The organism is Streptomyces antimicrobicus (assembly GCF_020532625.1).
GTDB lineage: Bacteria > Actinomycetota > Actinomycetes > Streptomycetales > Streptomycetaceae > Streptomyces > Streptomyces antimicrobicus.
The window spans coordinates 18771-44409 of record NZ_JAJAUY010000032.1 but is presented as its reverse complement, the minus strand read 5'-3'; the positions used below and the strand labels follow the sequence as shown (position 1 = coordinate 44409).

General features: G+C 75.1%; 22 protein-coding genes. 9 read left to right on the top strand and 13 right to left on the bottom strand.

The window, feature by feature from the left end; genetic code table 11:
• Window positions 1-49 precede the first annotated feature (49 nt).
• On the bottom strand, window positions 50-778 hold the full coding sequence (locus tag LG632_RS11445; protein WP_374203458.1) for a TetR/AcrR family transcriptional regulator: 729 nt from the start codon (window positions 776-778) through the stop codon (window positions 50-52).
• Window positions 779-1014: 236 nt separating this feature from the next.
• Here LG632_RS11445 and LG632_RS11440 point away from each other — a divergent pair, with 236 nt between their 5' ends.
• A complete protein-coding gene (locus tag LG632_RS11440) occupies window positions 1015-2208 on the top strand; it encodes a CaiB/BaiF CoA transferase family protein (RefSeq protein WP_226726865.1) in 1194 nt (397 codons plus the stop codon).
• Window positions 2209-2268: 60 nt separating this feature from the next.
• On the opposite strand, the gene LG632_RS11435 is transcribed toward LG632_RS11440, so the two are convergent.
• On the bottom strand, window positions 2269-2538 hold the full coding sequence (locus LG632_RS11435; protein ID WP_226726855.1) for a hypothetical protein: 270 nt from the start codon (window positions 2536-2538) through the stop codon (window positions 2269-2271).
• Between the two features lie 260 nt (window positions 2539-2798).
• Between LG632_RS11435 and LG632_RS11430 the strand changes: the two genes are divergently transcribed.
• On the top strand, window positions 2799-3920 hold the full coding sequence (locus LG632_RS11430) for a serine/threonine-protein kinase (protein WP_226726854.1): 1122 nt from the start codon (window positions 2799-2801) through the stop codon (window positions 3918-3920).
• A gap of 59 nt (window positions 3921-3979) precedes the next feature.
• Here LG632_RS11430 and LG632_RS11425 read toward each other — a convergent pair whose 3' ends face one another.
• On the bottom strand, window positions 3980-4780 hold the full coding sequence (locus tag LG632_RS11425; RefSeq protein ID WP_226726853.1) for an SGNH/GDSL hydrolase family protein: 801 nt from the start codon (window positions 4778-4780) through the stop codon (window positions 3980-3982).
• Between the two features lie 237 nt (window positions 4781-5017).
• On the opposite strand from LG632_RS11425, the gene LG632_RS11420 reads away from it, so the two are divergent.
• The gene (locus LG632_RS11420; RefSeq protein WP_226726852.1) at window positions 5018-6124 is read left to right on the top strand and encodes a DUF5925 domain-containing protein; all 1107 of its coding nucleotides are present in this window, start codon (window positions 5018-5020) and stop codon (window positions 6122-6124) included.
• Between the two features lie 21 nt (window positions 6125-6145).
• Here LG632_RS11420 and LG632_RS11415 read toward each other — a convergent pair whose 3' ends face one another.
• The gene (locus tag LG632_RS11415) at window positions 6146-6535 is read right to left on the bottom strand and encodes a GntR family transcriptional regulator (protein WP_226726851.1); all 390 of its coding nucleotides are present in this window, start codon (window positions 6533-6535) and stop codon (window positions 6146-6148) included.
• A 91-nt stretch (window positions 6536-6626) separates the two neighbouring features.
• On the opposite strand from LG632_RS11415, the gene LG632_RS11410 reads away from it, so the two are divergent.
• The 3 genes from LG632_RS11410 (at window position 6627) to LG632_RS11400 (ending at window position 9337) form a co-directional block, all read left to right on the top strand.
• Entirely contained in the window at window positions 6627-7562 is a 936-nt protein-coding gene (locus tag LG632_RS11410) for a GNAT family N-acetyltransferase (protein WP_226726850.1), read from the top strand.
• Window positions 7563-7612: 50 nt separating this feature from the next.
• Window positions 7613-8134 (top strand): ribonuclease FAU-1 family protein, encoded by a 522-nt coding sequence (locus LG632_RS11405; RefSeq protein ID WP_226726864.1) that lies wholly within the window; start codon window positions 7613-7615, stop codon window positions 8132-8134.
• 147 nt (window positions 8135-8281) lie between these two features.
• Window positions 8282-9337 (top strand): lytic polysaccharide monooxygenase, encoded by a 1056-nt coding sequence (locus LG632_RS11400; protein WP_226726849.1) that lies wholly within the window; start codon window positions 8282-8284, stop codon window positions 9335-9337.
• A 74-nt stretch (window positions 9338-9411) separates the two neighbouring features.
• Here the strand turns inward: LG632_RS11400 and LG632_RS11395 are convergent, their stop codons facing one another.
• The 3 genes from LG632_RS11395 to LG632_RS11385 form a co-directional block, all read right to left on the bottom strand.
• Complete coding sequence (locus LG632_RS11395; RefSeq protein ID WP_226726848.1) at window positions 9412-10290, bottom strand: esterase/lipase family protein; 879 nt, start codon at window positions 10288-10290, stop codon at window positions 9412-9414.
• A gap of 174 nt (window positions 10291-10464) precedes the next feature.
• Window positions 10465-11502, bottom strand: coding sequence for a DNA polymerase Y family protein (locus tag LG632_RS11390; RefSeq protein WP_226726863.1), 1038 nt, complete (start codon window positions 11500-11502; stop codon window positions 10465-10467).
• A gap of 101 nt (window positions 11503-11603) precedes the next feature.
• The gene (locus LG632_RS11385; protein WP_226726847.1) at window positions 11604-15212 is read right to left on the bottom strand and encodes a DNA polymerase III subunit alpha; all 3609 of its coding nucleotides are present in this window, start codon (window positions 15210-15212) and stop codon (window positions 11604-11606) included.
• Between the two features lie 187 nt (window positions 15213-15399).
• Between LG632_RS11385 and LG632_RS11380 the strand changes: the two genes are divergently transcribed.
• Window positions 15400-16452 carry an ABC transporter permease gene (locus tag LG632_RS11380; protein WP_226726846.1) on the top strand — a complete coding sequence of 351 codons (1053 nt, stop codon included), beginning with the start codon at window positions 15400-15402 and terminating at the stop codon, window positions 16450-16452.
• Window positions 16453-16492: 40 nt separating this feature from the next.
• On the top strand, window positions 16493-17488 hold the full coding sequence (locus LG632_RS11375) for an alpha/beta fold hydrolase (RefSeq protein WP_226726845.1): 996 nt from the start codon (window positions 16493-16495) through the stop codon (window positions 17486-17488).
• Here the strand turns inward: LG632_RS11375 and LG632_RS11370 are convergent.
• The 4 genes from LG632_RS11370 to LG632_RS11355 form a co-directional block, all read right to left on the bottom strand.
• Window positions 17467-18186, bottom strand: coding sequence for a hypothetical protein (locus LG632_RS11370; RefSeq protein ID WP_226726844.1), 720 nt, complete (start codon window positions 18184-18186; stop codon window positions 17467-17469). The two genes, LG632_RS11375 and LG632_RS11370, sit on opposite strands and share 22 nt — an antisense overlap.
• Before the next feature lie 101 nt (window positions 18187-18287).
• The gene (locus tag LG632_RS11365) at window positions 18288-19172 is read right to left on the bottom strand and encodes a S1 family peptidase (protein ID WP_226726843.1); all 885 of its coding nucleotides are present in this window, start codon (window positions 19170-19172) and stop codon (window positions 18288-18290) included.
• 111 nt (window positions 19173-19283) lie between these two features.
• Window positions 19284-20090, bottom strand: a complete 807-nt coding sequence (locus tag LG632_RS11360) for a DUF1684 domain-containing protein (RefSeq protein WP_226726842.1) — start codon at window positions 20088-20090, stop codon at window positions 19284-19286.
• 136 nt (window positions 20091-20226) lie between these two features.
• The gene (locus tag LG632_RS11355) at window positions 20227-21528 is read right to left on the bottom strand and encodes a DUF5685 family protein (RefSeq protein ID WP_226726841.1); all 1302 of its coding nucleotides are present in this window, start codon (window positions 21526-21528) and stop codon (window positions 20227-20229) included.
• A gap of 287 nt (window positions 21529-21815) precedes the next feature.
• Between LG632_RS11355 and LG632_RS11350 the strand changes: the two genes are divergently transcribed.
• The gene (locus tag LG632_RS11350) at window positions 21816-22259 is read left to right on the top strand and encodes a cell division protein SepF (RefSeq protein ID WP_226726840.1); all 444 of its coding nucleotides are present in this window, start codon (window positions 21816-21818) and stop codon (window positions 22257-22259) included.
• A gap of 18 nt (window positions 22260-22277) precedes the next feature.
• Here LG632_RS11350 and LG632_RS11345 read toward each other — a convergent pair whose 3' ends face one another.
• Together LG632_RS11345 and LG632_RS11340 are read right to left on the bottom strand one after the other, a co-directional pair.
• A complete protein-coding gene (locus LG632_RS11345; protein ID WP_226726839.1) occupies window positions 22278-23444 on the bottom strand; it encodes an acyl-CoA dehydrogenase family protein in 1167 nt (388 codons plus the stop codon).
• Window positions 23445-23647: 203 nt separating this feature from the next.
• Window positions 23648-25432 carry an MFS transporter gene (locus tag LG632_RS11340; protein WP_226726838.1) on the bottom strand — a complete coding sequence of 595 codons (1785 nt, stop codon included), beginning with the start codon at window positions 25430-25432 and terminating at the stop codon, window positions 23648-23650.
• Window positions 25433-25639 lie beyond the last annotated feature (207 nt).

The window sequence follows — 25639 nt, the reverse complement described above, 5'->3', positions numbered from 1 at the left end:
GGGCGGGCGGCCGGTTCGCGCCGATCCGACACCCGGGCCGGGGGCGGGCTCAGCCCCAGCCGCCCAGCAGCCGCAGCACCACCCGGTCGAAGACGTCGTCGTGCGCGGGGATCGCCGCCCCGGCTCCGGCGAGGGCGGCGGCGAGCCGGGGGTACGCGCCGGTGGCGAGCCGGGAGCCCAGGTAGGCGGCGCGGACCCGCTGTTCGGCGGCCTCGCTCCACGGCAGGGCCCGGGCGCGTTCCGCGAGGGCCTGCTCGCTGCCGACGAAGGTGGCCACCGTGCCGTTGACGGCGGCCACCAGCTCCAGCTTGTCCCCGTCCGGCGCGTCCAGCGGAGCCAGGCACTCCAGGCAGTGCTCCAGGTAGCGCAGGGCGTTCGGGCTGAAGCCGTGGACGGGGGTGAGCAGCCGCGGCAGCCACGGGTGGCGGCGCATCAGGTCGCGGGTCTGCCGGGCCAGCGCGAGCATGTCGGCCCGCCAGTCACCGGTGGGCGCCGCGCTCAGGTCGTACTCGCCGCTCACCGCGTCGACCATCAGCTCGTACAGGTCCTCCTTGCGCGGCACGTAGTTGTACAGGGACATGGTGCCCGCGCCGACGCCGGCCGCGACGCGCCGCATCGAGACCGCGTCGATGCCGTCCGCGTCGGCGATCCGTACCGCCTCCGCCGCGATCGACTCGCGGCTGTGCGCGGGCCGGGGGCCGCGGCCGGACCGGTGGGGGCGGGTCCAGATCACCTCGGGTTCGGCGGGTCGCCCGCTCGCTGCCGTCACGCTCGTCATCACCTCGCCCCCATCCTAGGGACGCACCCCGAGCGCGGTCCCGGCGGCGGTCCCGGCGGCGTTCGCGGTGGCGCCGTCGTCCGGAGCGTCGATGAAAGACGTGCGGAGCGGCGTGGCGAGGGGCGCCGGCACCGCAGGTGCGGAATCCGGACGTACCGGTGGATGTCCCTGCCGCCCGTGGTGACAGCACCCCCGGTCAGCCTGTAGGCATCGGTGTCATGGAACCGATGAACCCGATGCCGGCCCCGCTGCCCCTGGACGGGATCACCGTCGTCGCCGTCGAGCAGGCCGTCTCGGCACCGTTCGCCACCCGGCAGCTCGCCGACCTCGGCGCCCGCGTCGTCAAGGTCGAGCGTCCCGACGGCGGTGACTTCGCCCGGGGTTACGACACCGCCGCGGGCGGCCTGGCCTCGCACTTCGTGTGGGCCAACCGCGGCAAGGAGTCCCTCGCGCTGGACCTGAAGGATCCGCGGGGGCGGCAGGTGCTGCACGGGCTGCTGGCCGGGGCGGACGTGTTCGTGCAGAACCTGGCCCAGGGCGCGGCCGCCCGTCTCGGCCTGGACGCCGCGACGCTGTGCGCGCGGTACGAGCGGCTGGTCGCGGTCGACATCTCCGGCTACGGCCCCGAGGGCCCGTACGCGCACAAGCGGGCCTACGACATGCTGGTGCAGTGCGAGGCGGGCCTGGTCTCGGTCACCGGCACGCCCGAGCAGCCGGTCAAGGCGGGTGTTCCGGCCGCCGACATCGCGGCGGCCATGTACGCCTTCTCCGGGGTCCTGGCGGCGCTGCTGCGGCGCGGGACGACCGGGCGCGGCGGGCGCGTGGAGGTCTCGATGCTGGACGCGCTCGCCGAGTGGATGGGCCATCCGCTGCACCACACCATGCACGGTGGGGAGCAGCCGGTCCGCACGGGCCTCGCGCACGCGGTGATCGCCCCCTACGACGCGTACGGGACCGCCGACGGCGACCGGGTGCTGCTGTCGGTGCAGAACGACCGCGAATGGCGGCGTCTCGCGCAACAGGTGCTGGGGCGGCCGGAGTTGGCCGACGATCCGGCGTACGCGACGAACGCGGCGCGGACCGCGAACCGGAAGGGGACCGACGCCGTGGTGGCCGAGGCGCTGGCCGGGCTGGAGGCGGCGGAGGCGCTGGCCCGCCTGGAGGCGGCCGGGATCGCCTGCGCACGGCTGAACTCCGTGGCACAGCTGGCCGGGCATCCCCAGCTCGCGGCGCGGGACCGCTGGCGCGAGGTGGAGACACCGGCGGGCCCGCTGCGGGCGTTGCTGCCGCCGATCGTGCTGCCGGACGGCGCGGCACCGCGGATGGGCGCGGTGCCCGCGCTCGGCGAGCACACCGATGCCCTGCTGCGCGCCCTGGGGATGACGGGCGCGCAGATCTCGGCACTGCGCCGGGACGGTGTGATCGCCTGAGAGAGCCGGGGTTCGGTGGGTGCCGCCTCCCGGCCGTGACCGGGAGGGGTGGGGCGGGGGCTAGTGGCGGCGGCTGCCGAAGAGCGTGCGGCGCAGCCGGCGCAGCGGCGCGAAGAGCGACACGCGCGCGCTCCGGCTCCGCTGGTGGTGCGTGTGGTCGCGGGACGTGAGCTCACGCATCAGCAGGGTCGCCTCGGCGACCTCGCGCTGCGGGACGGCGGGTCCGCCCAGCACGGCGAGGTGGCGGTCGAGGCGCGAACTGGTCGCGCTACTGCCGCACGTGATGGCAGGCACGCGTGGCGGCCTGCTGCGCATCGTTATCTGTTCCATGATCTCTCCCCACCCGTACGAGGGCACCCGGCCCGGGCAGGTTAACCCTATCGTCCCGGCGTCGCAGTCGGGTATCCCGGTCGTGTGAATTACCCCTGTCCGTACGGGGAGTTGACGGTTACTCAGCGGAGTCGACCGTCACTCTCCGCACAATCGGGGCGGTTTGGGGAGGAACCCGGGAGTCGCGGGACGACCGGGGGCAGAACGCGGCCCCCGGCGCTAACGTGGAGTCACGGCCCTGCGACGCGGAGGGAGCGCGCGTGAGCGAGGAACCAGGACGTGTCGTGGCGGGCCGGTACCGCCTGCTGGACCCACTGGGACGGGGCGCCACGAGCCTGGTCTGGCGCGCCCGCGACGAGCAGCGGGGCGGCGAGGTCGCGGTCAAGGAGGTCCGCCCCCCGGCCGGGCCGGCCGCCGCGGAGGCCGGGCCGGCCCACGGGGCGCCGTACGGGTCGACGTACGAACGGCTGGCGCGGGAGGCGCGGGCGACGGCCCGGATCGGGCACCCCGGGGTGCTCGGCGTCCTCGACGTCGTGGTCACGGACGACGGCCGGCCCTGGATCGTCACGGAGCTGGTGCGCGGCCTGACGCTGGCGGAGGTGCTGGCCGCCGACGGACCGCTGACCCCCCGCCGGGCCGCGGACGTCGGGGCGCAGGTGCTGGACGCGCTGCGCGCCGCGCACGCGGCGGGGCTGCTGCACCGCGGACTGCACCCCGGGAGGGTGCTGCTCGGCAACGACGGCCGGGTGGTCCTCGGCGGCTTCGGCCTCCTGCGCGAGGAGGGCGAGCAGGAGGACCGGCCCCTGCCCCCAGGGCCGCCGGGCGCCCGGGAGGTCGGGGCCCCGGACCTCGCGGCCCCGGACTTCCTGGCGCCGGAGCGCGTCCTCGGCCTGCGGCCCACCCCGGCCTCGGACCTGTGGTCGCTGGGAGCCCTGCTGTACACGGCGGTGGAGGGCCGCCCGCCGTTCCGCGGGGACGGCCCGACGGCGACGCTGCGGGCGCTGGTCGAGGCAGCGTTCGAGCCGCCGCGCCGGGCGGGGCCCTTGACGCCGGTCCTGACGGGCCTGCTGCGGACCGACCCGGCCGAACGGCTGTCGGCGCAGGAGACGGCGCGGCTGCTGCACGAGGCCGCCGGGGGCGGACCGGCCCGGCCCGGCGGCGTCCGGGCGGCGGCACCGGCCGCGGGTGCGGCCGGGACCGACGGGACGGCGACCGCCCCGGGTGCCTCGGCCCCGGCTCCGGCGGCGGGCCGGCAGCCCGGTCCCGGCCGGACGGCGGCCGGACGGACGGCGCCCGGCCGGACGGCGGCGGTCCTGGCGCTGCTGGCGGCGGTCCTGGCGGTCGCGGCGGCCTCGGCCTGGCTCCTGCTGAAGCCGGGCTGAGCGGCACGTGGGAAGGGGAGGGTCGGCCACGATCGGCCGGACCCTCCCCGGGCCGCGACCTACGCGGCGTTCGTGAAGACCGGCAGGTAGCCGCTCGACTGCCCGGCGGCGGTCGGGTGGTACGACTCGCCGATGTTGAGCCAGTTGACGCTGTGCAGCCAGGCACTGCCGGAGCAGATCTCGTGCCCGGTGAACGCTCCGGCGACGGAGGCGAAGGTGAAGCCGTGGTCGGCGGCCCGCTTGGCCGTCGTGGCGTTGAGGTGGTCGGCCGCGCCGTTGATGGCGGCGCGTTCGGTCTCGCTGAGGCCGGCGGTGCAGGTGCCGTTCAGCTTGTAGAAGCGGGGGTAGCCGAGCACCACGACCCGGGCGTTCGGGGCGCGGCTGTCGATCGCGTTGTAGACCGCGTCGAGCTTGCCGGGGAGGGTGTTGGTGACGTAGGCCTTCGCCTCGTTGATGCGGCTCAGGCACGTGGCCTCCGACTGCAGGACGCAGGTGGTCATCACGTCCGCGAAGCCGGCGTCGTTGCCGCCGATGGTGATGCTGACGAGGTCGGTGCCGGAGTTGAGCGGTCCGAGCTGCCCGGAGAGCACGTCGTCCGTGCGGGCGCCCGAACAGGCGGTGAAGGCGAAGCTCTGGGGCGCGTGGGCGGCGGCCCACAGGGCGGGGTAGGCGCGGGTGGTGCGCTTGCAGTTCCCGCTGGCGCTGTCGTAGTTGCCGGCGCCGACGCCGGAGGAGTACGAGTCGCCGAGCGCGACGTAGCCGAAATCGGCCGCGGCCGAGGCCTGGCCGGCGCCGAACAGGGCGGCCCCCGTGGCGAGTAACAGGGACGAGGCCAGGGCGGCGAAACGCGACAGTTTCATGGGTGCGGCTCCTTGTGGGGGTTGTCTGCCGCATATGTGGTACCGGCGCCAAGCCCTGGCTGGAAGTGTTCATGCCAAGAAGATTCAGGGTGGAGATCCGGCCGGAATCTTCACCCCGGACCACGTTTGGAAGCCGCCGCCACGGCACATGACCCGGAAGGCGGGCGAAACGGGGGCACCCGTTCCGGCGAACGAACCGGTGAAACACGGGTGCACGAGGGCACCGCGTGCCGGATCATGGGCGCCATGCCAGCCAACCCGCATGACGCCCTGCCGATCCGGCTCACCGTCGACGACAGCGACTCCCCGTCGGACGTCGTCGACGCGCTGTTCCTCGGCCGGTTCGCCTCCGGTGAGCAGCCGTACTCGCACAGCGTCACGATCGAACGGGTGAAGGCCGGTGCCACGCTGCTGCCGCCGGCCGCCACGGTGCTGCGCGCGGCGCGCGACACCGACCGCAGCGCCACCCTGGCCGAGGGCGAGGGCTGGACGATGCTCGTCTCGCGCTGGAGCCGGGGCGCGGACGTGACGGTGACAGCGGTCAGCGACGAGCTGGCGCAGAGCGTGCTGGGCCAGGCGACGGACGGGGCGCAGGACGAGCCCGAACCGCAGCCGGAGAACGTCACGATGGGCTTCTGGTACGTCTCGCCGCGCCGCGGCCCGTACCGTACGACGCGTCAGATCGCGGCGGGGACCTGGGCGGAGGTCCGGCCGAACTACACCGCGCCGGTGGCCGCCGCCATGGACCGGCTGATGAAGGTCACCCCCGACGACATCGCGGGCCGCCTGCTGCTGCTCCACGGCCCGCCGGGGACCGGCAAGACCTCGGCGCTGCGGACGCTGGCGCGGTCCTGGCGGGACTGGTGCCAGGTGGACTGCGTCCTGGACCCGGAGCGGCTGTTCAACGACGTCGGCTACCTGATGGACATCGCGATCGGCGAGGACGAGGGCACGAGCAAGGGCCGCTGGCGGCTGCTGCTGCTGGAGGACTGCGACGAACTGATCCGCGGGGAGGCCCGGCACACGGCCGGGCAGGCGCTGTCACGGCTGCTGAACCTGACGGACGGGCTGCTGGGGCAGGGCCGCAACGTGCTGGTGGGCGTGACGACCAACGAGGACCTGGAGCGGCTCCATCCGGCCGTGGTGCGGCCGGGGCGGTGCCTGGCCCGGATCGAGGTGGGCAAGCTGACGCACCGCGAGGCGGTGGACTGGCTGGGCACGGAGGAAGGCGTCGGCCGCGACGGCGCCACCCTGGCCGAGCTCTACGCCTTGCGCCGCGGCTCGGGCCCGGCCGCCGTCCTCCCCGCCCAACCGAACGGCTCGGACGCGGGGTTGTACCTGTAGCAGGCCCGGCCGGCGGGCGGGTCAGGGCCGGCGGTAGCGGGCCCGGACGGCGGCCAGGGCCGTGGCGGTGGCTTCGTCGAAGGTCAGGCCGAGCCGGGCGGCCCGCTCGGCGAAGGCCTGCGCCGCGGCCGCGGCTTCGCGGGCCACGGCGTCCCCGGCCGCCGCGACGAACGTCCCGTGCCGCCCCCGCGTCTCGATGACCCCGTCCGCCTCCAGCGCCCGGTACGCCTTGGCCACGGTGTTGGCAGCCAGCCCCAGTTCCTCCGCCAGCCCCCGCACGGTCGGGAGCTTGAACCCGGCCGGCAGCCGGCCCGACCTGGCCTGGTCGGCGATCTGCGCGCGCACCTGTTCGTAAGGGGCGTCCGCGCCGGCCGCCGCGTCGAGCGAGATCCTGAGGTTCGTCGAGGTCACGCGCCCGATTCTGCCACTCCCCCGCCCTACGGCCCGGGGGCCGGGGAAAATCGCGGGCGGCCACCGGGAGCGCCCGCATAGCGTGCGCCGTATGACCGTAGTGATCCGCGACCTCCGCCCCGCCGACCCCGCGGACGTGGAGTCCGTCGTACGAGTGCGCCGCGCGGCGCTGCCGTACCTGCTGAGCACCCCCGCCGGCGTCGCCTTCGAGCTCGCCGGCGCCAACCCCGCCAAGCGCTACCGCGTCCTGGTCGCCGAGACCGCCGACGGCCGGATCGTCGGCACCGCCCAGGTCGGCCTCGCGTACGACAGCCCCGAGCCCGGCCGGTCCTTCGTCAACGCCTACGTCGACCCGGCCGGGCGCGGCCTCGGGGCGGGCAGCGGCCTGCTGGCCGCCGCGGAGGCGTACCTGGCCGGAGAGGGCGCCGCCGAGGTGTTCGCCTGGGTCCTGGACGAGCCGGCGTACCGGGCCTTCGCCGAGCGCCGCGGCTACCGCGCCAGTCGCTCCGCGCACTTCCTGCGCCTGGACCTGGCGGGCGGCGCGCTGCCGCCGGTCCCGCCGCTGCCGGCCGGGGTCGAACTGCGTCCGGCCTCGGCCTTCGCCGCCGACCCGCGCCCGCTGTTCGAGGCCGACGCCGAGACCACGGCCGACGAGCCGGGTGACGTCGAGGTCGAGTTCGACGACTACGCCGACTGGGTCCGGCACACGTGGAACAACCCGGACCTGGACAAGGAGCTCACCACCGTCGCGCTGGTCGACGGCACCGTGGCCGCCTTCACCGCCGCCCTGACCGACGGCGCCGGCCGCTACGCCTCCGGGATGACCGGCACGCTGCGCGCCTTCCGCGGCCGGGGCCTGGCCAAGCTCGTCAAGACGGCCTCCTTGCACCGCGCCCGCGCGGCCGGCTACCGGGAGGCCTTCACCGGCAACGACACCGCGAACGCGCCGATGCTCGCCGTGAACACCTGGTTCGGCTACGAGGTCTGCGCGACCGAGGTCCGCTACGCCAAGGAGATCGGAAAGTGACCGAGAACGCCGACGCCGCGCAGCGGCCCTCAACACCCGTGGCGGCCCCGGTGCCTGCGCCCGTGCCGGCCCCCGGGCCTGCGCCCGTGACCGTGACCCTGACCAAGGCCGGCCGCACCAAGATCCGCTACCCCGCCGAACCGCTCGCCGACGACGGCTCCCGCATCACCGTCCGCGCCCCCTGGGCCGCGGCCGGCGTCCGCGACTTCGGCTTCGTCCGCTTCGAGCCGGGCGACGTGTTCGTCGAGCACTTCTGGCGGGACCGCTGGTACGCCGTCAAGGAGGTCCGCGGCGGGGACGGCGTCCGCAAGGGCTGGTACTGCGACATCACCCGGCCCGCGGTGGTCCGCGACGGCGAGATCGTGGTGGAGGACCTGGACCTCGACCTGTGGGTCTGCGCCGACGGCACGGACGTACGCCGCCTGGACGAGGACGAGTTCGCGGCGAGCGGTCTGGCCGCGCGCGACCCCGGGGCCGCCCGGGAGGCCCTCGCCGCCCTCGACACCCTGGAGCACCTCGCCCGGACGGGACGCTTCCCCGGCTTCCTGTCGCCGCCCTCAAGCCTTCCTTAAGCGCAGCGTAAGGATCACCGCCGGGGCTTCGATCGCGGCGGGACGGGCCGTTCGGGCGGCTAGCTTGGCCGGGCCAGGGAGGGCACAGCGGCGCCGGACCCACGGGGGGCGGCGCCGCGCCCGACGTCCGCTCGAAGGGATCCACCCATGTCCGCACGCCGCCGCCCCGCACCGCGCCGTACCGCGCTCCGCGTCGCCGCCCTCGGCTCCGCCCCGCTGGCCGTGGCCGCGTACGCCGTCGTGCCCGCCGCCGCCCACGGGTCGATGACGGACCCGGTCAGCCGGGTCGCGGCGTGCTACGCGGAGGGTCCGGAGTCGCCGAGGTCGGCGGCGTGCAAGGCGGCGGTGGCGGCCAGCGGCACGCAGGCGTTCTACGACTGGAACGCCGTGAACATCGCCAACGCCGCCGGCCACCACAAGGCGCTCATCCCGAACGGCCAGCTCTGCTCGGCCGGCAACGACAAGTACCAGGGCCTGGACCTGGCGCGCGGCGACTGGCCGGCCTCGCCGATGACGGCGGGCCCGCACACGTTCCGGTACAAGGGCACCGCCCCGCACAAGGGCACGTTCGAGCTGTACATCACCAAGGACGGCTACGACCCGAGCAGCCCGCTGAAGTGGTCGGACCTGGAGCCGGCGCCGTTCGCCAAGGCCACGGACCCGGCCATGCAGGGCGGTGACTACGTGTTCTCCGGCACGGTCCCGAACAAGTCCGGGCGCCACCTCGTCTACAGCATCTGGCAGCGCTCGGACAGCCCGGAGGCCTTCTACACCTGCTCGGACGTGGTGTTCGGCAAGGACAACGGGACCTCGGGACCCGGCGGCGGCTCGAACGGCAGTGCCGCACCGTCGGCGCAGCCCTCCGGCAAGCCGGCCGCCGAGCCGTCCGGGAAGCCGGCCAAGCCGTCGGCGCCGACCGACGCGCAGATCGCCGCCGGGCAAGACAAGTCCTCGGTGGAGCACCACGGCCACGGCGACGACGACCCGCGGACGAACGCGTCCGCCGCCGGCCCGGCGGCCGCCACCCCGGCCGGCGGGGCGTCCCCGGCCGGCGCCAAGGGCAGCACCCACCTGGCCGAGACCGGGGGCGACAGCCGGACCCCGCTGATCGCGATCAGCGGGGCCGGTGTGCTGGCCGTCGGCGCGGCCGTCCTGTTCGCGCTGGCCCGGCGCCGGAGCGTCGGGGGGCGGCACGGCCGCTGAGTCCCGGCGCCGAGCCGGGCACGCCGGACCGGGCCGTGCCCGGCGGCGCGTGCCGTACCGCCCGCGCGGGGGTCTCAGCTGAAGACCGACGCGCAGGTGGTCGGCTCGGCGTGGGCGGGGTCGAGCGCGTTGAGCGCCTCGTGCCAGGCGATCCGGTCGGTCAGGCCGATCGCGACGTGCTCGGAGAGGTCCAGGGCGCACAGGTCCTGGAGGACGACGTTGCGGACGTTCGGCCCGGTCAGGAACTGGCTGCGGTAGGGCGTGACCACCTCGTCGTACTTGGTGGCGATGACGGTGTACGTGACGCCGGGGACGGTGTCCCCGCCCGCGTTGAGCTCGGTGAGGAAGGCGGATCCGGCGATCTGGTCGGCCAGGCCCGGGGTGGCGGTGCTGATCAGGTCCTGGGCGCCGGGGAAGTACGGCAGCAGCTGGGTGAGGCCGAGCAGTGTGGTGCCGTGGTTGTCGGGGGCGAGTCCGACGAGCGCGTTGACCTTGGCCGCGCCGCCGAGGAACTTCAGGTAGTGCCGCGGCATCATGCCGCCCTGGGAGTGGCCGACGAGGTCGACCTCGGCGGCGCCGGTGGCGGCGAGCACCTTGTCGACGAAGGCGTCGAGCTGCTGCGCCGACCGGGCGATGGGGCCGAGCCCGTTGAAGAAGGGCACGCCGGGCAGTTGGCCGTAGTCGAGCGAGTAGACGCAGTACCCGCGGTGGACGAGGTACGGCGCGAAGCCCAGCCAGTTGTCGACGGAGTTGCCGAAGGTGCCGTGCACCAGCACGACGGGGCGCGGGTGGGCGGCGGACGGCTTGCAGGTCCAGTCGTTCCAGCCGCTGCGGGGGGCGGAGGCCGTGGCCGTGTCGGTGGCGGCGGTGGCGCTGGCTCCGGCCGGGAGGAGGGTGGCGGCGGCGAGGGCGAGGACGGCGAGCGGGCGGAGCAGGCGTCTCCAGGGCAGCATCGGGTGATCTCCTTGCGGCTCAAGGGGAGGGGATGGCTCGTGGGGGTCGTCCCGTGATCCGGATCACAAGGAGTGCTGCTGGCGCCAAATTACGGGCGAGTAGCAAGACTGGGAAGTTACGCGTCGGTAAAACTTCACGGCGCGTCGCACCGCGGCCCCCCCTCGCCGTGGCGCCTACGCCGCCCGGTGCCCGCGGGACGAGGCACCACGGGGCGAGGCACCATCGGGAGAGGCACCACGGGACGATGTACCGCGGGACAAGGTGCCGCGGCCGATGGCCCCCGGGCCGAACTTGGCCCGGACCTGGTCCGTGACGGCCTCCAGCCGCCGGGCCTTGTCGTCCTCCGGGTCGAAGCTGAGCTGCCGGTGGGCCCGCTCGGCGGCGGAGAGCTCCTCCACCCGCAGGGCCACGGCGCGCACCCGGGCGCGCTGGAGGCCGAGCGCGGCGTACATCGCGTAGGCGGCGTCGGTCAGCGCGGCCGAGTGCGCGGTGGCCTCGGCGAAGGTGCGGGTGCGGGTGACGGAAGTGCGGTCGGCGCAGCGGACGGTGAGCGTCACCGAACGGCACACCTGGTCCTGCGCGCGCATCCGGGCGCCGAGTTCCTCGGTCAGCGACAGCAGGGCCCGGCGGTGGCGCCCCGGGTCCAGCTCGTCCCGGTCGAACGTCCGCTCGCCGGCCAGCGAGCGGGCGCCCGCGCCGGGGCGGACCGGGGTCCGGTCGATGCCGTTCGCCCGCTCGTGGGCCTCCCGGCCCGGGCGGACGCCGAGGATGCGGCGGAGGGTGCCGGGCGGGGTGGCCGCGAGGCGGCCGACCGTGTCGAGGCCGTAGGAGCACAGGAGCCGGGCGGCCTTCGGGCCGATCCCGTCGAGGGCCGTGACGGGCTTGTCCGCCAGGAACGCACGGACGGCGCGCGGGTCCTGACCGACCGTCACCGTGCCGCCGAAGCGGGCGTCCTGGGCCGCCATGCGGGCCAGCATCGGGTTGGGCGCGATGCCGACGGCGCATTCGGTGCCGAACAGGGCGAGGGCCCTGACCCTGAGCAGGGCGGCGAGTTCGGGCGCGCCGCGGTGGAAGTAGCGGAACGCGCCGTGGAGGTCGGCCAGGGCGGAATCGGGCGGCAGCGGCTGCACGACGGGCGTCAGCCCGCCGAGCAGCCCGAGCACCCCGGCGTACACCTGGGCCCCGGGCGGTTCCCCGTCCAGCTGCCGCATCCGTACGCACACCACGGCCGCGCCGGGGCTCCGGGCCGCACCTCGCCGCTGCGGGGGTTCCGGTTCGGCCCCCGCGAGCAGGCGCAGGAAGGGTGGGGCGGTCATCCCGGGCTCCCCGGGCTGGAGTGCCAGAGCTTGCGGCCGGTGGCCGGGCCGTCGCCCGCCGGCTGGAGGTCCGCCCACGGGTGCATCTCGTAACCGGTCGGCATGCGGACGCGACGGCCGCTGTCGGCCCCACCGCCCGGAGCAGAGCCACCGCCCGGAACAGAGCCGTCGCCCGGGACGGGACCTCCGGCCGGAACCGCCCCGCCGCCCGGGGCGCCCGGACCGCCCGGCTGCGCCGCCAGTCGCGCGGCGACCGCCTCCAGGCCGCCCTCGGCCCGGAGTTCCACCAGCTCCGCCAGGTTCCACGCCGCCGACCCGACCACGCTCAGGCTCTGCGGTCCCCGCCGCTGCACGACCCCCCGCACCAGCAGCAGGAACGAGTGGAACACGGTGTGCGCGCACGCCTCGTGGCTGTCGTCGAAGAAGGCCAGGTCGACCAGGCCCGTGCCGTCGTCCAGGGTGGTGAAGACGACCCGGCGGCCGGAGCGGACCGGCGGGGTCTGGGTGGCCGCCTTGGCACCGGCGACCAGCACGGTCTGCCCGTGCTCGGTACCGCGCAGCGACTTCGCCGGGATCGCGCCCAGTTCGGCCAGGAAGCCGTGGTGATCGGCCATCAGGTGGCGGGAGGCGTCCATCCCGAGGACGCCGAGCTCGGCGCTGAGCCGTTCGGCCTCGTTGAGGTCGGGCAGGCCCAGCGCGGCCGTGGCCCGGCCGCCCTCCAGCGGGAGCTGACCCGCCCGGCTCCCGCTCCCGCTCCGGCCGCCGCGGCCGCTCCCGCGCCCGCCCCGGGCCCCGGTCGCCGCCCGCTGCGCACCGTGCAGCTCGCACAGGTGCAGCAGCAGGTCGCGCCGGTTGGCCCCGAACGCGTCCAACGCACCCACCTGCGCCAGCCGTTCGGCCACCGGCCGCCCCGGGTGCGCCCGCTCCCAGAAGTCGCGCAGCGAGGCGTAGGGCTGCCCGTCCTCGATCCGGGACGCCTCCGCGCCGCTCATCCCGTGCACGTCGGACAGGGCCAGCCGCAGCCCCCAGACCCCGGACCCGCCCCCCTCACCGGACACCAGTTCGATGCGGTGGGCCGTGCCCGACCGGTTCACGTCCAGCGGCAGCACCGGCACCCCGCGCCGCCGGGCGTCCGCCAGCAGCAGGCGCTTGGGGTACATGCCCGGGTCGTGGGTGAGCAGCCCGGCGTAGAAGGCGGCCGGATGGTGGGCCTTGAGCCAGGCGGACTGGTACGTGGGGACGGCGAAGGCCACCGCGTGCGCCTTGCAGAAGCCGTAGGAGCCGAAGGCCTCGACGATCTCCCAGGTCCGGGCGATCACCTCGGGCGCGTAGCCCCGCGCCCCCGCGTGCTGCGCGAACCAGGCCTTGATCCGGCCCTGCGACTCGGGATCGGACAGGCCGCGCCGCACCCGGTCGGCCTCGTCCCGGCCGCAGCCGGTCATGATGTGCACGATCTCGATGATCTGCTCGTGGAAGACCACCACCCCGTACGTCTCCCGCAGCGGCTCCGCCAGGTCCTCGTGCGGGTAGCGGACCGGGGCGCGGCCGTGCCGGGCCTCGATGAACGGGCGCACCATGTCGGCGGCCACCGGCCCGGGCCGGAACAGGGAGATGTCCACGACCAGGTCGTGGAAGGTGGCCGGCTGGAGCCGCCCGACCAGGTCGCGCTGGCCCGGGGACTCGATCTGGAAGCAGCCGAGCGTCTCGGCGGAGCGGATCAGCTCGTACGTCGCCGGGTCGCCCGGCGGCACCTGCGCCGGGTCGTCCAGGTCGATGCGCTCCCCCGTGGCCCGGGCGATCTCGGTGACGGCGTGCGCCATCGCCGACTGCATCCGTACGCCGAGCACGTCGAGCTTGAGCAGCCCGAGGTCCTCCACGTCGTCCTTGTCGAACTGGGACATGGGGAAGCCCTCGCCGCTGGTGGGCACCACCGGGGTGCGTGCGCGCAGGGAGGCGTCGGAGAGCAGCACTCCGCACGGGTGCATGGCGACCCCGCGCGGCAGCGCGTCGAGCCCCTCGACCAGGTCCCACAGCCGGCCGTACTGCCCGGCCCGCTCCCGTACGCCGGCCAGCTCGGGCAGTTCGGCCAGGGCGGCCCGGGCGTCGCGGGCCCGGATGTGGGGGAAGGCCTTGGCCAGCCGGTCGATCTCGGCCGGGTCCAGGGACAGCGCGGCGCCCACGTCCCGGATGGCGTGCCGGACCCGGTAGGTCTCGGGCATGGCGACCGTGGCGACCCGCTCGGCGCCGAACCGGCCGATGATCTCCCGGTAGACCTCCAGGCGGCGGGCGGACTCCACGTCGATGTCGATGTCGGGCAGCACGGGCCGCCGCTTGGACAGGAACCGCTCCATCAGCAGGCCCTGTTCGACCGGGTCGGCGTGGGCGATGCCGAGCAGGTGGTTGACCAGCGAGCCGGCGCCGGAGCCGCGGGCGGCCACCCGGATCCCCATGCGCCGTACGTCGTCCACCACTTGAGCGACCGTCAGGAAGTAGGAGGCGTAGCCGTGGTGGGCGATGATGTCGAGCTCGTGGCGCATCCGGTCCCAGTACGCGCGGCGGCCGGCGTAGCCGCGCAGCACCATGCCGGCGCTGGCGCGGGACTCCAGCACCCGCTGGGCGGTGCGGTGGGCGGCACCCACCAGCCAGGGTTCGGGGAAGTGCACCGAGCCGATGCCGAGGTCGTCCTCGGGGTCCACCGCGCAGGCCTGCGCGGTGCGCCGGGTCTCCTCCAGCAGGCGGCGCGCGTCGGCCGGTCGCAGCCCTGCGGCCCGGGCGATCCGGTCCGCGGCCTGCGCCATCTCCGCCGGGCCCTTGAGCCAGCGCTCCCCGCTGTCCAGGGGGCCCCGGGGGTCGACGGGCACGAGCCTGCGGGCGGCGTCCAGGACGTCGGCGACCGGGCCCTGGCCGGGGTCGGCGTAGCGGACGGCGTTGGTCAGGACGGCGGTGACCCCTTGGTCGGCGGCGAAGCCGACGGTCCGGGCGGCCAGCCGCAGCGAGCCGGGGCCGGTGCCGGTGCGCCCGTGGTGCACGGCTTCCAGCCGGACGGCGTCGCCGAACACCTCGCGCCAGGGCGCGAGCAGCCGGGCGGCCCGGTCGGGGCGGCCGGCGGCCAGCGCCCGGCCCACCTCGGAGCCGGGGCCGAGCAGGACGAACACGCCCTCGCCGCGCAGGGCTTCCCACGGCACGAGCGGCTGCGCACCGGCTCCGCCCGCGTGCGCCGCGGTGATCATCCGGCACAGCTCGGCCCAGCCGGCGGCGCCGTCCCGGGCCAGGAAGACCGCCCGGGCCGCGGACTCGTCGACGAAGGCGCCGCCCTTGACGGGGGTGCGTAGCCGGGACGAGGCCCCCGCCGCGGCCCCCCGCCCGGCGCCGTCGGCGTGGACCGGGGCGCCGGCCACCGCGAGGTCGGCCCCGAACAGCGGGCGGACGCCCTCCTTCGCGCAGGCCTTGGCAAAGCGCACGGCGCCGGCGACCGTGTCGCGGTCGGTGAGGGCGAGGGCGTCCATGCCCCGCTCGGCGGCCCGCTCCGCAAGCCGTTCCGGGTGGGAGCCCCCGTAGCGCACGGAGAACCCGGAAACGGTGTGCAGATGCGTGAACCCGGCCATCCGCAGCCTCCTGCTCTCCTGCTTGCTCGGCGGAACACCTCCCCCGTCTTCACCATAGACCAAATCGAATGCCCGTACGAAACGTTTGTTCGATCATCCATCGTGGTCCTCACCACCCCCGCCCGCCACGTCATCCGTTCGGACCGCCCCTGCTGCGTCCCGTTCCCCGCGCGCCGAGCGTGGGGGCATGACCCGTACCGACGCAGGCCCCGCCGACGGCCCCCCGCGGGGCCTGGTGAACGAGATCAAGGACGCCGTCACCACCAGGGCAGCGCTGCTGGTCATCGGTGTGCTGGCGCTCCAGCTCGCGTTCATCACCTCGTACATCGGCGCCTTCCACCACCCGAAGCCGCACCGGATCCCGCTCGCCGTGGTCACCCCGGTGGCCCAGCTGACCGAGCAGAGCGTGCGGCGGCTCGCCTCGCTGCCGGGTGACCCGCTCGACCCCCGGCCGGTCGCGAGCGAGGCCGAGGCCGTCCGGCAGATCCGCGAGCGGGAGATCGACGGGGCCCTGGTCGTGAACCCGGCCGGGCGGGTGGACCGGCTGCTGGTCGCGTCCGGGGGCGGCGCCTCCGTCGCCGACGCCCTCCAGGCGGTCGTCACCCTGGCCGAACGCGCCCAGCAACGCGACGCCGAGGTCGTGGACGTGGCCGCCGCCGCCCGGGGCGACAACCGCGGGCTGTCGTCGTTCTACCTGGTCGTCGGCTGGTGCGTCGGCGGCTATCTGTGCGCCGCCATCCTCGCGATCAGCGCCGGGGCCCGGCCGGCGAACGTCCACCGCGCCGTGATCCGGCTCGCCGCGCTGTTCACGTACGCGCTGGTCGCGGGACTCCTCGGCGCGGTCGTCGCGGGGCCGGTCCTGGACGCGCTGCCCGGCAACCTGTGGGCCCTGTGGGGCCTGGGCACGCTGGTGGTCTTCGCGGTCGGAGCGCTCACCCTGGCCCTGCAGGGCCTCGCCGGGATCATCGGCATCGGCCTGGCGATCCTGCTGGTCGTGGTCCTGGGCAACCCCAGCGCCGGTGGTGCGTACGGCCATCCCCTGCTGCCGCCGTTCTGGCGGGCCGTCGGCCCGTACTTCCCGCCGGGCGCCGGGACCTGGACGGCCCGTTCGATCGCGTACTTCCGCGGCAACGACGTGACCGGTTCCCTGCTGGTGCTGTCGGCCTGGGCGGTGGTGGGCGCGGCGGTCACCCTGGCCTGCGCAGCGTTCCGGCCCGGCGTGAAGCCTCCCGCGTCCTAGGGCGCGCCGCGCGCCCGGCACCGCCCGCTACCCTGCGCCCATGGGAATACCCGTGCGCACCGACGACGGCCGCCTCCTGGTGGCCGAGGAGTGGGGAGACCCCGCCGGCACCCCCGTGCTCCTGCTCCACGGGACCCCCGGCAGCCGCCTGGGCACCGCACTCCCCGGGCTCGCCGCGCGGCACCCCGGCGTCCGGTTCCTCTCCTACGACCGCCCGGGCTACGGCGGCTCACCGCCGAGCCCCGGCCGCCGGGTCGCCGACGCCGCCCGGGACGCCACCGCCGTCGCCGACGCCCTCGGCATCGACCGCTTCGCGGTGGTCGGCCGCTCCGGCGGCGGCCCGCACGCGCTCGCCTGCGCCGCCCTGCTGCCCGACCGGGTCCGGGCCGCCGCCGTCCTGGTGGGGCTCGCTCCCCCGGACGCCGCCGGCCTGGACTGGCACGCGCGGATGACCCCGTTCAACGTGCGCGTGTACGGCCTGGCCCGGGGCCGGCTCGACGGGAGCGACCCGGGCGGCCTCGACCGGGACCTCACCGCTCGCGCCGCCGCCGTCCGGCGCGACCCGGAGCAGCTCCTCGAGGACCTGCGCGCCGACCTGTCCCCGTACGACCGGCCGGTGGTCGAGGACCCGCGGGTGCGCACGGCGCTGCTGCGCTCCTACCGCGAGGCGCTGCGCGTCTCGCACCTCGGCTGGCTGGACGACTGCCTCGCGTTCGTGCGCCCGTGGGGCTTCGACGTCTCCCGCGTCACCGTGCCCGTGCTGCTGTGGCACGGCCTGGACGACGCCTTCTCCCCGGTCGGCCACACCCGCTGGCTGGCCGACCGGATCCCCGGGGCCCGGGCCGTCCTGGTGCCGGGCGCCGGGCACTTCGCCGCCCAGTACGCGCTGCCCGAGGTGCTGCGCTGGCTGGACGGGCTGGACGGGCCGCCCGGACCGGACGGCCCGCCCGGACCGGACGGCACCGACGGCACGGACGGCACCGACGGCACCGACGGCACCGACGGCACGGACGGTCAGGCCGCCGGGCGCCGGTAGGCGGCCGACCGGGCGCCCTTGAGGGCGTCCATGATCCGCTCGTGGCTGTCGCCCACCGCGTCGGCCACCCGGACCCTGAGGTACAGGGCCTCGACCTCGTCCACGAAGCGCCGGGAGAAGGCCCCGACCGTCGCCGTCTCGTAGCCGCCGCCGGCGGGGACCAGCGGGAAGTTCCCCATCTGCACCAGCTGGAAGTCCTCCCCGACGATGAGCCCGGCCGCGGTCAGCGCCGCCGCCGCGCCCTGGACGTCGGTCCAGGGCCCGCCGGCTCCCGGTGGGCCGCCGCGCAGGACGACCCGGCAGGCGTAGTCCTCGATCACGGCCGTGTGCGAGCCGCCGTTGAGCAGGCCGACCCGCCACTCGGGTGCGCCGCCGCGCAGCTGCCCCGTGGTCCAGTCGGCCCGCCAGCCCAGGTACGGCCGCACGGTGCGGGCGTACTGGGCGCGGGCGAGGACCGCGCCGGCCGCGACCGCGAGCAGGCTGCCGAGCGGCTCCATGTCGAGCAGCTGCAGCCGCCACGGCCACTGGGTGCGCGCCGCCTCGGACATGTTGGCCCGGACGATCTCCCAGCCGAGCACGGCGGTCAGCACGGCCAGCAGCACGATGGGCGCGGTGTAGAGCAACGGGCTGCGGCGCACCCGGCGTTGGGTGTCGCCGTCGCGGACGGGCACCGGCCCGTCGCCCCTGAAGTCGGTCACGTGTGCTTCCCCCCGGTCCACCGACGGACAGGTCCCCCGGCCGCAGGTGCGGCCGGGGGACCTCGGTACGTCCCATGGTGCCCGGAGCCGGGCGGGGTCGGCTAGTAGACGCTGACCCCGTAGGCGCTGAGCGCCTCCGTGACGGGCTGGAAGAACGTCGTGCCGCCCGAGGAGCAGTTGCCGCTGCCGCCGGAGGTCAGACCGATCGCCCGGCTGCCGGAGTACAGCGGGCCGCCGCTGTCACCGGGCTCGGCGCAGACATTGGTCTTGATCATGCCGTAGACGATGTCGCCGTTGCCGTAGTTGACGGTGGCGTTGAGTCCGGTGACCGAGCCGCTGTGGGTGCCGGTGGTGGAGCCGCGGCGGGTCACGGACATGCCGACGGTGGCGTTCGCCGCGCTGGTGATGTCCACGCTGCCCACGGTGCCGGGGTGGGACAGCGAGGTGTTGTCGTAGCGGACGAGGCCGTAGTCGTTGACCGGGAAACTGGAGCCGACGGTGGCCCCGATCGCGGTGGTGCGGGAGGAGTTGGTCCACCACGTGCCGGCGCCGTCGGTGCAGTGCCCGGCGGTGAGCACGTAGTAGGTGGTGCCGCTGCGTACGTTGAAGCCGAGCGAGCAGCGCCAGCTGTTGGCGTAGATGGCGTCGCCGCCCGAGATCAGCTTGCTGAGCTTGCCCGGGGTGCGCTCGATGCGCAGGGCCCCGGCGTCCGCGCCCGCCTCGTGCCGGATCCTGGCGATGTCGGCGTGCGAGACGGTGGAGTCGGCGGTGACCACCAGGGTTCCGGTGGCCGGGTCGGTGTGCCAGGCGGTACCGGCCACATCGGCGCGCAGGACCGATGCCCCGACGGCGGCCAGCCGGTCGGCGCTGAGTCCGCCGTCCTGCCCGTCCGCACCGGCGGCGGTGGGGGCGGCCAGTACGGCGACCGCGGCCAGGCCTGCTGCCAGGGCCGTCAGTCGTGTGGGGGTGATGCGCTTGATCCTCACTTCACGTCCTCCCGTAAAGGGGTGTGGGGGTCCGGTGAGGCGCAGTCAGGGCGGCATGGAGAAGGGGATTGGCCGTGTTCCTGACAAGCGCTGCTCGGGAGTGTCCAGGCGTCAGATGACCGGGGCAAGGGCGGCTTTCAGCCTCCGCTCGCCGGCGGCGACCTCGAAGGGCAGGGTGTTCCCCGGCGGCGGGAACGGGCAGATGAAGTGGGCCGCGAAGGCGCACGGCGGCAGCAGCGCCCGGTTGAGGTCGACCGTGACCGAGCCGTCGGCGGCCGGTGCGCCGGGCCGCAGGAAGCGGAAGCGGTAGCTGGTCAGGCTGCTGGTGACGTCGGCGAAGACGGCCCACAGCGCACCGGTGTCCGGATCCACCGCCACCTGGAGCCGGTGCTCGGCGCCGTCCTTGGTGAAGACCAGCTCCCCGCCGAGCCCGAGGCCGCGCCGGTGCCCGTCGGCGTTCTCCACCAGGACGCTGCGTTCCTCCCCGTACGCCCGGAACCGGCCGGGCAGTACGTACGAGGGGTCGTACGGGGTCGCCTCGATGCCCAGGAAGCCGCGCCGGGCCTCGGAGTCGGGATCGAAGACGCGCACGGCGTGGGCGCCCTCGCGGCGGATGACCACCAGGTGGCGCGCGCCCGCGGCGAGCCGGGCGCGGGCCGGGGGCGCCTCGTCGGGGGCGAGTTCGAGCTCGCCGGTGAAGGGCTCGGCGTCGAGCGCCAGCCCGTCGGCCTCGGTGGCGGTGAGCCGGACGCCGCCGGCGGTCTCCCGCCACCGGCCGGGAACGGCCGGAATTCGCCCTTCCGGGTAGTCGGCGAGCCAGTGGGTGCCCGTCAGCGCGAGCGGGCCGTAGGGCGCGGAGACCGTGTCGAGCCGGTGCTCGTGCCACTTCGTCCAGGCTTTCGCTGCGTCGTCGCTCATGCCGCTCAACCCTTCCACACCCGCGCGGGACACGCGGGCGCGGCAGGGCCGTACGGAGTGGTTCCGGCGCGGGCGGTGACACCGGTCCGGGAGGCCGTCCCGGGGGCGGCCGTCCCGGTCGCGGGCTGAGGGGGCCTCAGCAGCCGTCGCAGGGACAGCAGCAGCAGCACTCGCAGCAGTTGCCGTCGCAGCCGCTGCCGCAGTCGTTGCAGCAGCCCTCGCGCTTCTTGCGGGACCAGGGGCCCTCGTACTCGTCGGCGCAGCAGATCTTGCAGGTGCAGAACAACCCGATGAAGGCCGCGCAGCCCGCCCAGAAGCCGCGCGGCGGCTTCGGCCGGTGCGGGTGGAAGTCGCCGGAGCCGCCGGGTCCGGTCGGCGGCATCCCCGGACCTCCGGGCCCTCCGGGTGCGCCGCCGTACGGGTTCTGGCCGTACGGGTGCTGGCCGTAGGGGGCCTGCCCGTACGGGTTCTGGCCGTACGGCGGCTGGCCGTACGGGCCGCCCTGGCCCGGGGCGCCGGGGCCGGAGCCGTACGGGCCGCCGCTGCCGTCCGGGGCGCCGTACGACGCGGTGTGGCCGCAGGAGCGGGTGCCGAAGGCCCGGTCCACCGAGGATCGCAGCTCGTGCACCAGCAGCCGGTGGGCGAGCCCGTCGTCCACGAACTCCACCTCGGCCAGGGCCAGGCGGATGCCGTGCAGGGCGTCGTCGCACAGCCGGCGGGCCTCGGCGAGGGAGGTGCCGGTGGCGTCGAGCGGGTTCCAGGCGCCCGTGGCGCGGTCCGCCTCCAGGTCCTCGACGGCGTCGAGCAGGTGGGCGAGCCGGCCGAAGTAGCGGCCCGCCTCGGCCAGCGCGGTGGCGTTGCCGGGCCGGCCGGCCAGCTGCGCGGTGTGCGCGAAGGCGGCGGCGGTCGCGGTCTCGGTCGGCTCGGTCACCACGAGCACGGGGGTGCCGAGCCCGGCCAGCGCCTCGACGCCGGCCTGCCGGTCCACGGCGTCGACGAGCAGGGCGGTGTCGAAGCCCAGGGAGGCGCCGGTGCGCGCGCCGGCCCGGTCCCAGCCGCGGGCCACCGTGCGGGCCGCGGCGGCGAACGGCTTGCGGGCCAACACGCCGTCGCGGTCGGCGACGTGGTCGCGCAGCTTCGCCGAGGCGAGCACCAGCGAGACGGCCGCCGCGAGCCGGGCGCCCTCGCCCTGGGCCACCGGCGCGGTGCGCATACCACGCAGCGGGCAGGGCCCCGCGGTACGCCGCGCCCCGTCGGCGGTCCCGGACTGAGCCTCCGTCAGGACGGAGACGAGCAGACCGTCGTAATTGGTAACGATCCGGGCGAGCTGCCCGTGATCGGAGCGAAGTGCCAGGCACAAGCCGCAGAGATGGGCCATCCACTCGCCCTTGAACCGCTCCCCGAGCCGGTGCGTACAGGGCCTGACTATGCCGAACAAGACTGCTCCCCCGAGTGTGGTGCGCGTGCGTGCGGGGCATCGTACCGAGCCGGTGCCTTCACCCGTACGTCCCCTGCGGTCACCCCGATGGAGGCGGTGATCGTATTTTCACTCAGTCAGCAGCGGTAGCTGCCAGGAACCTTGACGGTGCACCGGATGTTCTGCACCAGTACCGTCACGAAACCCCTGCGCGGCGGCTATCCACTTGGCGCGTTGTCAGCATCATGGACGACCATAGGGACGCGGACAGAAGAAGGACAGACAGACCGCGGTGAAAGGAGGCGTCCATGGGTTCGGTGCGCAAGGCGAGTGCCTGGTTGGGTCTCGTGGAGGACAGCGACGACGAGCGTTACTACGACGACGACTACGCGGAGGCTCCGCAGGGCCCGCACTCCGGCGACCAGTGGGTCACCGACCCGCGGGTGAAGGTCGTGTCGGACTCGGCTGTCGAGCAGGGCCGCCGCATCGCGACCGTCACCCCGGACGGCTTCCGGGACGCGCGCGGCATCGGTGAGCTGTTCCGCGAGGGCGTCCCGGTGATCGTGAACCTGTCGTCGATGGACCCGGCCGACGCCAAGCGCGTGGTCGACTTCGCGGCCGGTCTGACCTTCGGCCTGCGCGGCTCGATCGAGCGGGTGGCGACCCGGGTCTTCCTGCTGACCCCGGCCGACACCCAGATCGTCAGCGGCGAGGGCGGTCGGGCGGCGGACGGCTTCTTCAACCAGAGCTAGCGCGAGGCCCTCACCGGATCACCGGAACGCGTCGAGCCCGGTGAGCGCCTTGCCCAGCACCAGCTGGTGCATCTCGACGGTCCCCTCGTAGGTGAGGACCGACTCCAGGTTGGTCGCGTGCCGCATCACGGGGTACTCCAGCGAGATCCCGTTCGCGCCGAGGATCGTGCGCGCGGTACGGCAGATCTCGATCGCCTCCCGGACGTTGTTCAGCTTGCCGAAGCTGATCTGCTCCGGCCGCAGCGTGCCGGCGTCCATCCGGCGCCCCAGGTGGTGGGCGAGCAGGATGCCCTTGTGCAGTTCCAGCGCCATGTCGGCGAGCTTGGCCTGGGTGAGCTGGAAGCCGCCGATCGGCCGGCCGAACTGCTCGCGGGTGCGCGCGTAGTCCAGCGCCGCCTCGAAACTGGCGCGCGCCGCCCCCATGGAGCCCCACACGATCCCGTACCGGGCGTGGCTGAGACAGCTGAGCGGCCCCTTGAGCCCGCGCACCCCCGGCAGCACGGCGTCGCCGGGCAGCCGCACCTCGTCCATCACCAGCTCACTGGTGACACTGGCCCGCAGCGACCACTTGTGCTTGATCTCGGGCGCGGAGAACCCGCGGGTGCCGGTGGGCACGACGAACCCCCGCACCCCGTCGTCCGTCTGCGCCCAGACGACGGCGACGGCGGCCACCGATCCGTTGGTGATCCACATCTTGCGGCCGCTGAGCACCCAGTCGGAGCCGTCCTTCTTGGCGTACGTCCGCATGGAGGCCGGGTCGGAGCCGACGTCGGGCTCGGTCAGCCCGAAGCAGCCGATGTGCTCCCCGGCGGCCATGCCGGGCAGCCAGTGCTGCTTCTGCTCCTCGGACCCGAAGCGGTGGATGGCGTACATGGCGAGGGAGCCCTGCACGGAGACCAGCGAGCGGATGCCGGAGTCGGCGGCCTCCAGCTCGAGACAGGCCAGCCCGTACTGCACGGCGGAGGCGCCGGCGCAGCCGTATCCCTCCAGGGACATCCCGAGCGCGCCGAGCGCGCCGAGTTCGCGGGCCAGCTCGCGGATCTGCGGGAGCTCGCCGTCCTCGTACCACTGGGCGATGTGCGGCAGCACGCGGTCGGCCGCCCATTGGCGCACGGTGTCGCGGATGGCGAGGTCCTCGGGGGCGAGGAGCTCATCGATACCGAGCGGATCGGTGGGCACGAACACGGAACGCCTCCCGGCGGGTCGCACAACTCCAGTCCAACAGTCCAGCGCCCCCGACGCTATGCCGCCGACCCCCGCGCGTCCACCCTTCCCCGACCGGGGGCCGCCAGCGGGTCCGCCGGGGCCGGCTCCTGCGGGGGCGGCGCCCCGGTTCGGGAAAGGGCGGGGTGGGGTGGGGAAAGGGCCCGCGCGGCGGCGGGCCGGTGTCAGGCCGGGCGGCGGTTCAGGGCGCGGTCGTGGGCCGGGTCCGCCGGAGGCGGAATGGTCGCGGCGGCCCCCGCCGGCCCCGGCGGCACCGGCGCGGCCGGAGCCGAGGCGCCCGCCCCGGCCACCGCCGAGGACTTCGGCTCGGCCTGAGGCAGCGGGCTCGGCTGCGCCAGGGCCCGCGGGTCGGCGGCGGCCTCGGCTTCGGCGGCGGCCGGCTCGCAGTCCATCGCTCGCGGCAGCTTCAGCGCCATCACCGCCCCCGCCAGCAGCAGCGCCGCGCTCACCACCAGCGTCACGTGCAGCCCGTACACGAAAGAGGTCCGCGCGGCGGTGTGCAGGGCCTCACCCGCCGGTCCGCCCAGGTGTTCCGCGATCTGGTAGGCCTCGCCGAGCGAGTTCGCCGCGCCCGCCGAGTCCGCCGGCGACACCCCGGGCACGTCCGTCAGCCCGGGCGCGTACGCCGCGTTCATCACGCTGCCCAGCAGCGCGATCCCCATGCCCGCGCCCAGCTGGTACGAGGTCTCACCGATCGCCGCCGCCCCGCCGGCGGCCTGCACCGGCGCCTCGCTCAGCATCGACTCGTACGCCGCGAACAGCGTGGTCTGCAGGCCGAAGCCCAGCAGGACGAAGCCCGCCGTCAGCAGCACCGGCCGGTCGTGCAGGCCCATCAGGGTCAGCAGCAGCACCGCCAGCGCGGTCAGGGTGAAGCCGAACGACACCATCCGCCGCGGCCCGATCCGGTGCAGCGTGTACGAGCCGGTGGCGCCGGCCGCCATCGCGGCGAACGTCAGCGGCAGCAGCCGCAGGCCCGTCTCCAGCGGGCTCAGCTCCAGCACCAGCTGGAGGTACTGGACGGCGATCAGCTCCAGCCCGACGAGCGCCAGCATGGCCAGCACGATGCAGCCCACGGACGTGGTGAAGGTGACCCGCGAGAACATCCGCATGTCGATCAGCGGGTGCGGCCGCCGCCGCTGCCGCCGGACGAACAGCGCCAGCAGCAGCCCGCCGACCGCGATCGGCACGAGCGCCCGGACCTCCAGCAGGTTCTGCTCGGCACCCGCGCGCTTGACGCCGAGCACCACGCCGAGCACACCGGCCGCGGCCATCAGCGCACCGAGCACGTCCCACGGCCCGTCCGCCGCCCCCTTGGACTCGGGCAGCAGCCAGCGGCCCAGCGGGAGGATCAGGACCATCAGCGGGATGTTGATCAGGAAGACCGAGCCCCACCAGAAGTGCTCGATGAGGAGGCCGCCGAGCACCGGCCCGCTGGCCGCGCCGATCGCGGCGACGGCGGTCCAGATGCCGATGGCCAGGGCGCGCTCGCGCCGGTCGGGGAAGACCTGCCGCAGGATCGACAGCGTGGCCGGCATGATCATCGCGCCGCCGACGCCGAGCAGCGCGCGGGCGACGATGAGCACCTGGGCGTCGGTGGCCAGGGCGGCGATCGTCGAGGCGACGCCGAAGAGCCCGTAGCCGAGCAGCAGGATGCGGCGGCGGCCCACCCGGTCGCCGAGGGTGCCGAAGAGGATCAGCAGCGAGGCGCAGACGAGCGGGTACGCGTCGACGATCCACAGCAGCTCGATCGCACCGGGACGCAGGTCCTCGGTGACGGAGGGGACGGCGACGTGCAGGATCGTCGCGTCGAGCGCGACGAGGACCAGGCTGACGCACAGGACGGCCAGCACCACCCAGCGGTTGGTGCCTCCGGCGACCGCGGTGATCCGCCGTCGGGCCTGCCAGGGGGAAAGGGTCCGGTTGCGGCCGGCCGGGTTCGTCCCCGACATGCATGTACCTCCCAGGTGATCCCTCGCGCTCGGCGGACCGGCGGTGCGACGTGCCGCGGGTGAGCGGCGTAACCAAGGGGCCCGGCATCGACACGCGAGTGAACCGTCAGCGTACGCGAGTTCGGTCATGGGTCACGTGGTCAAGCTCTCACCCCGGGGCCACCGGACTGTGGCGTGCGCCACTCCACCTCCCCCTTGGTACACGTC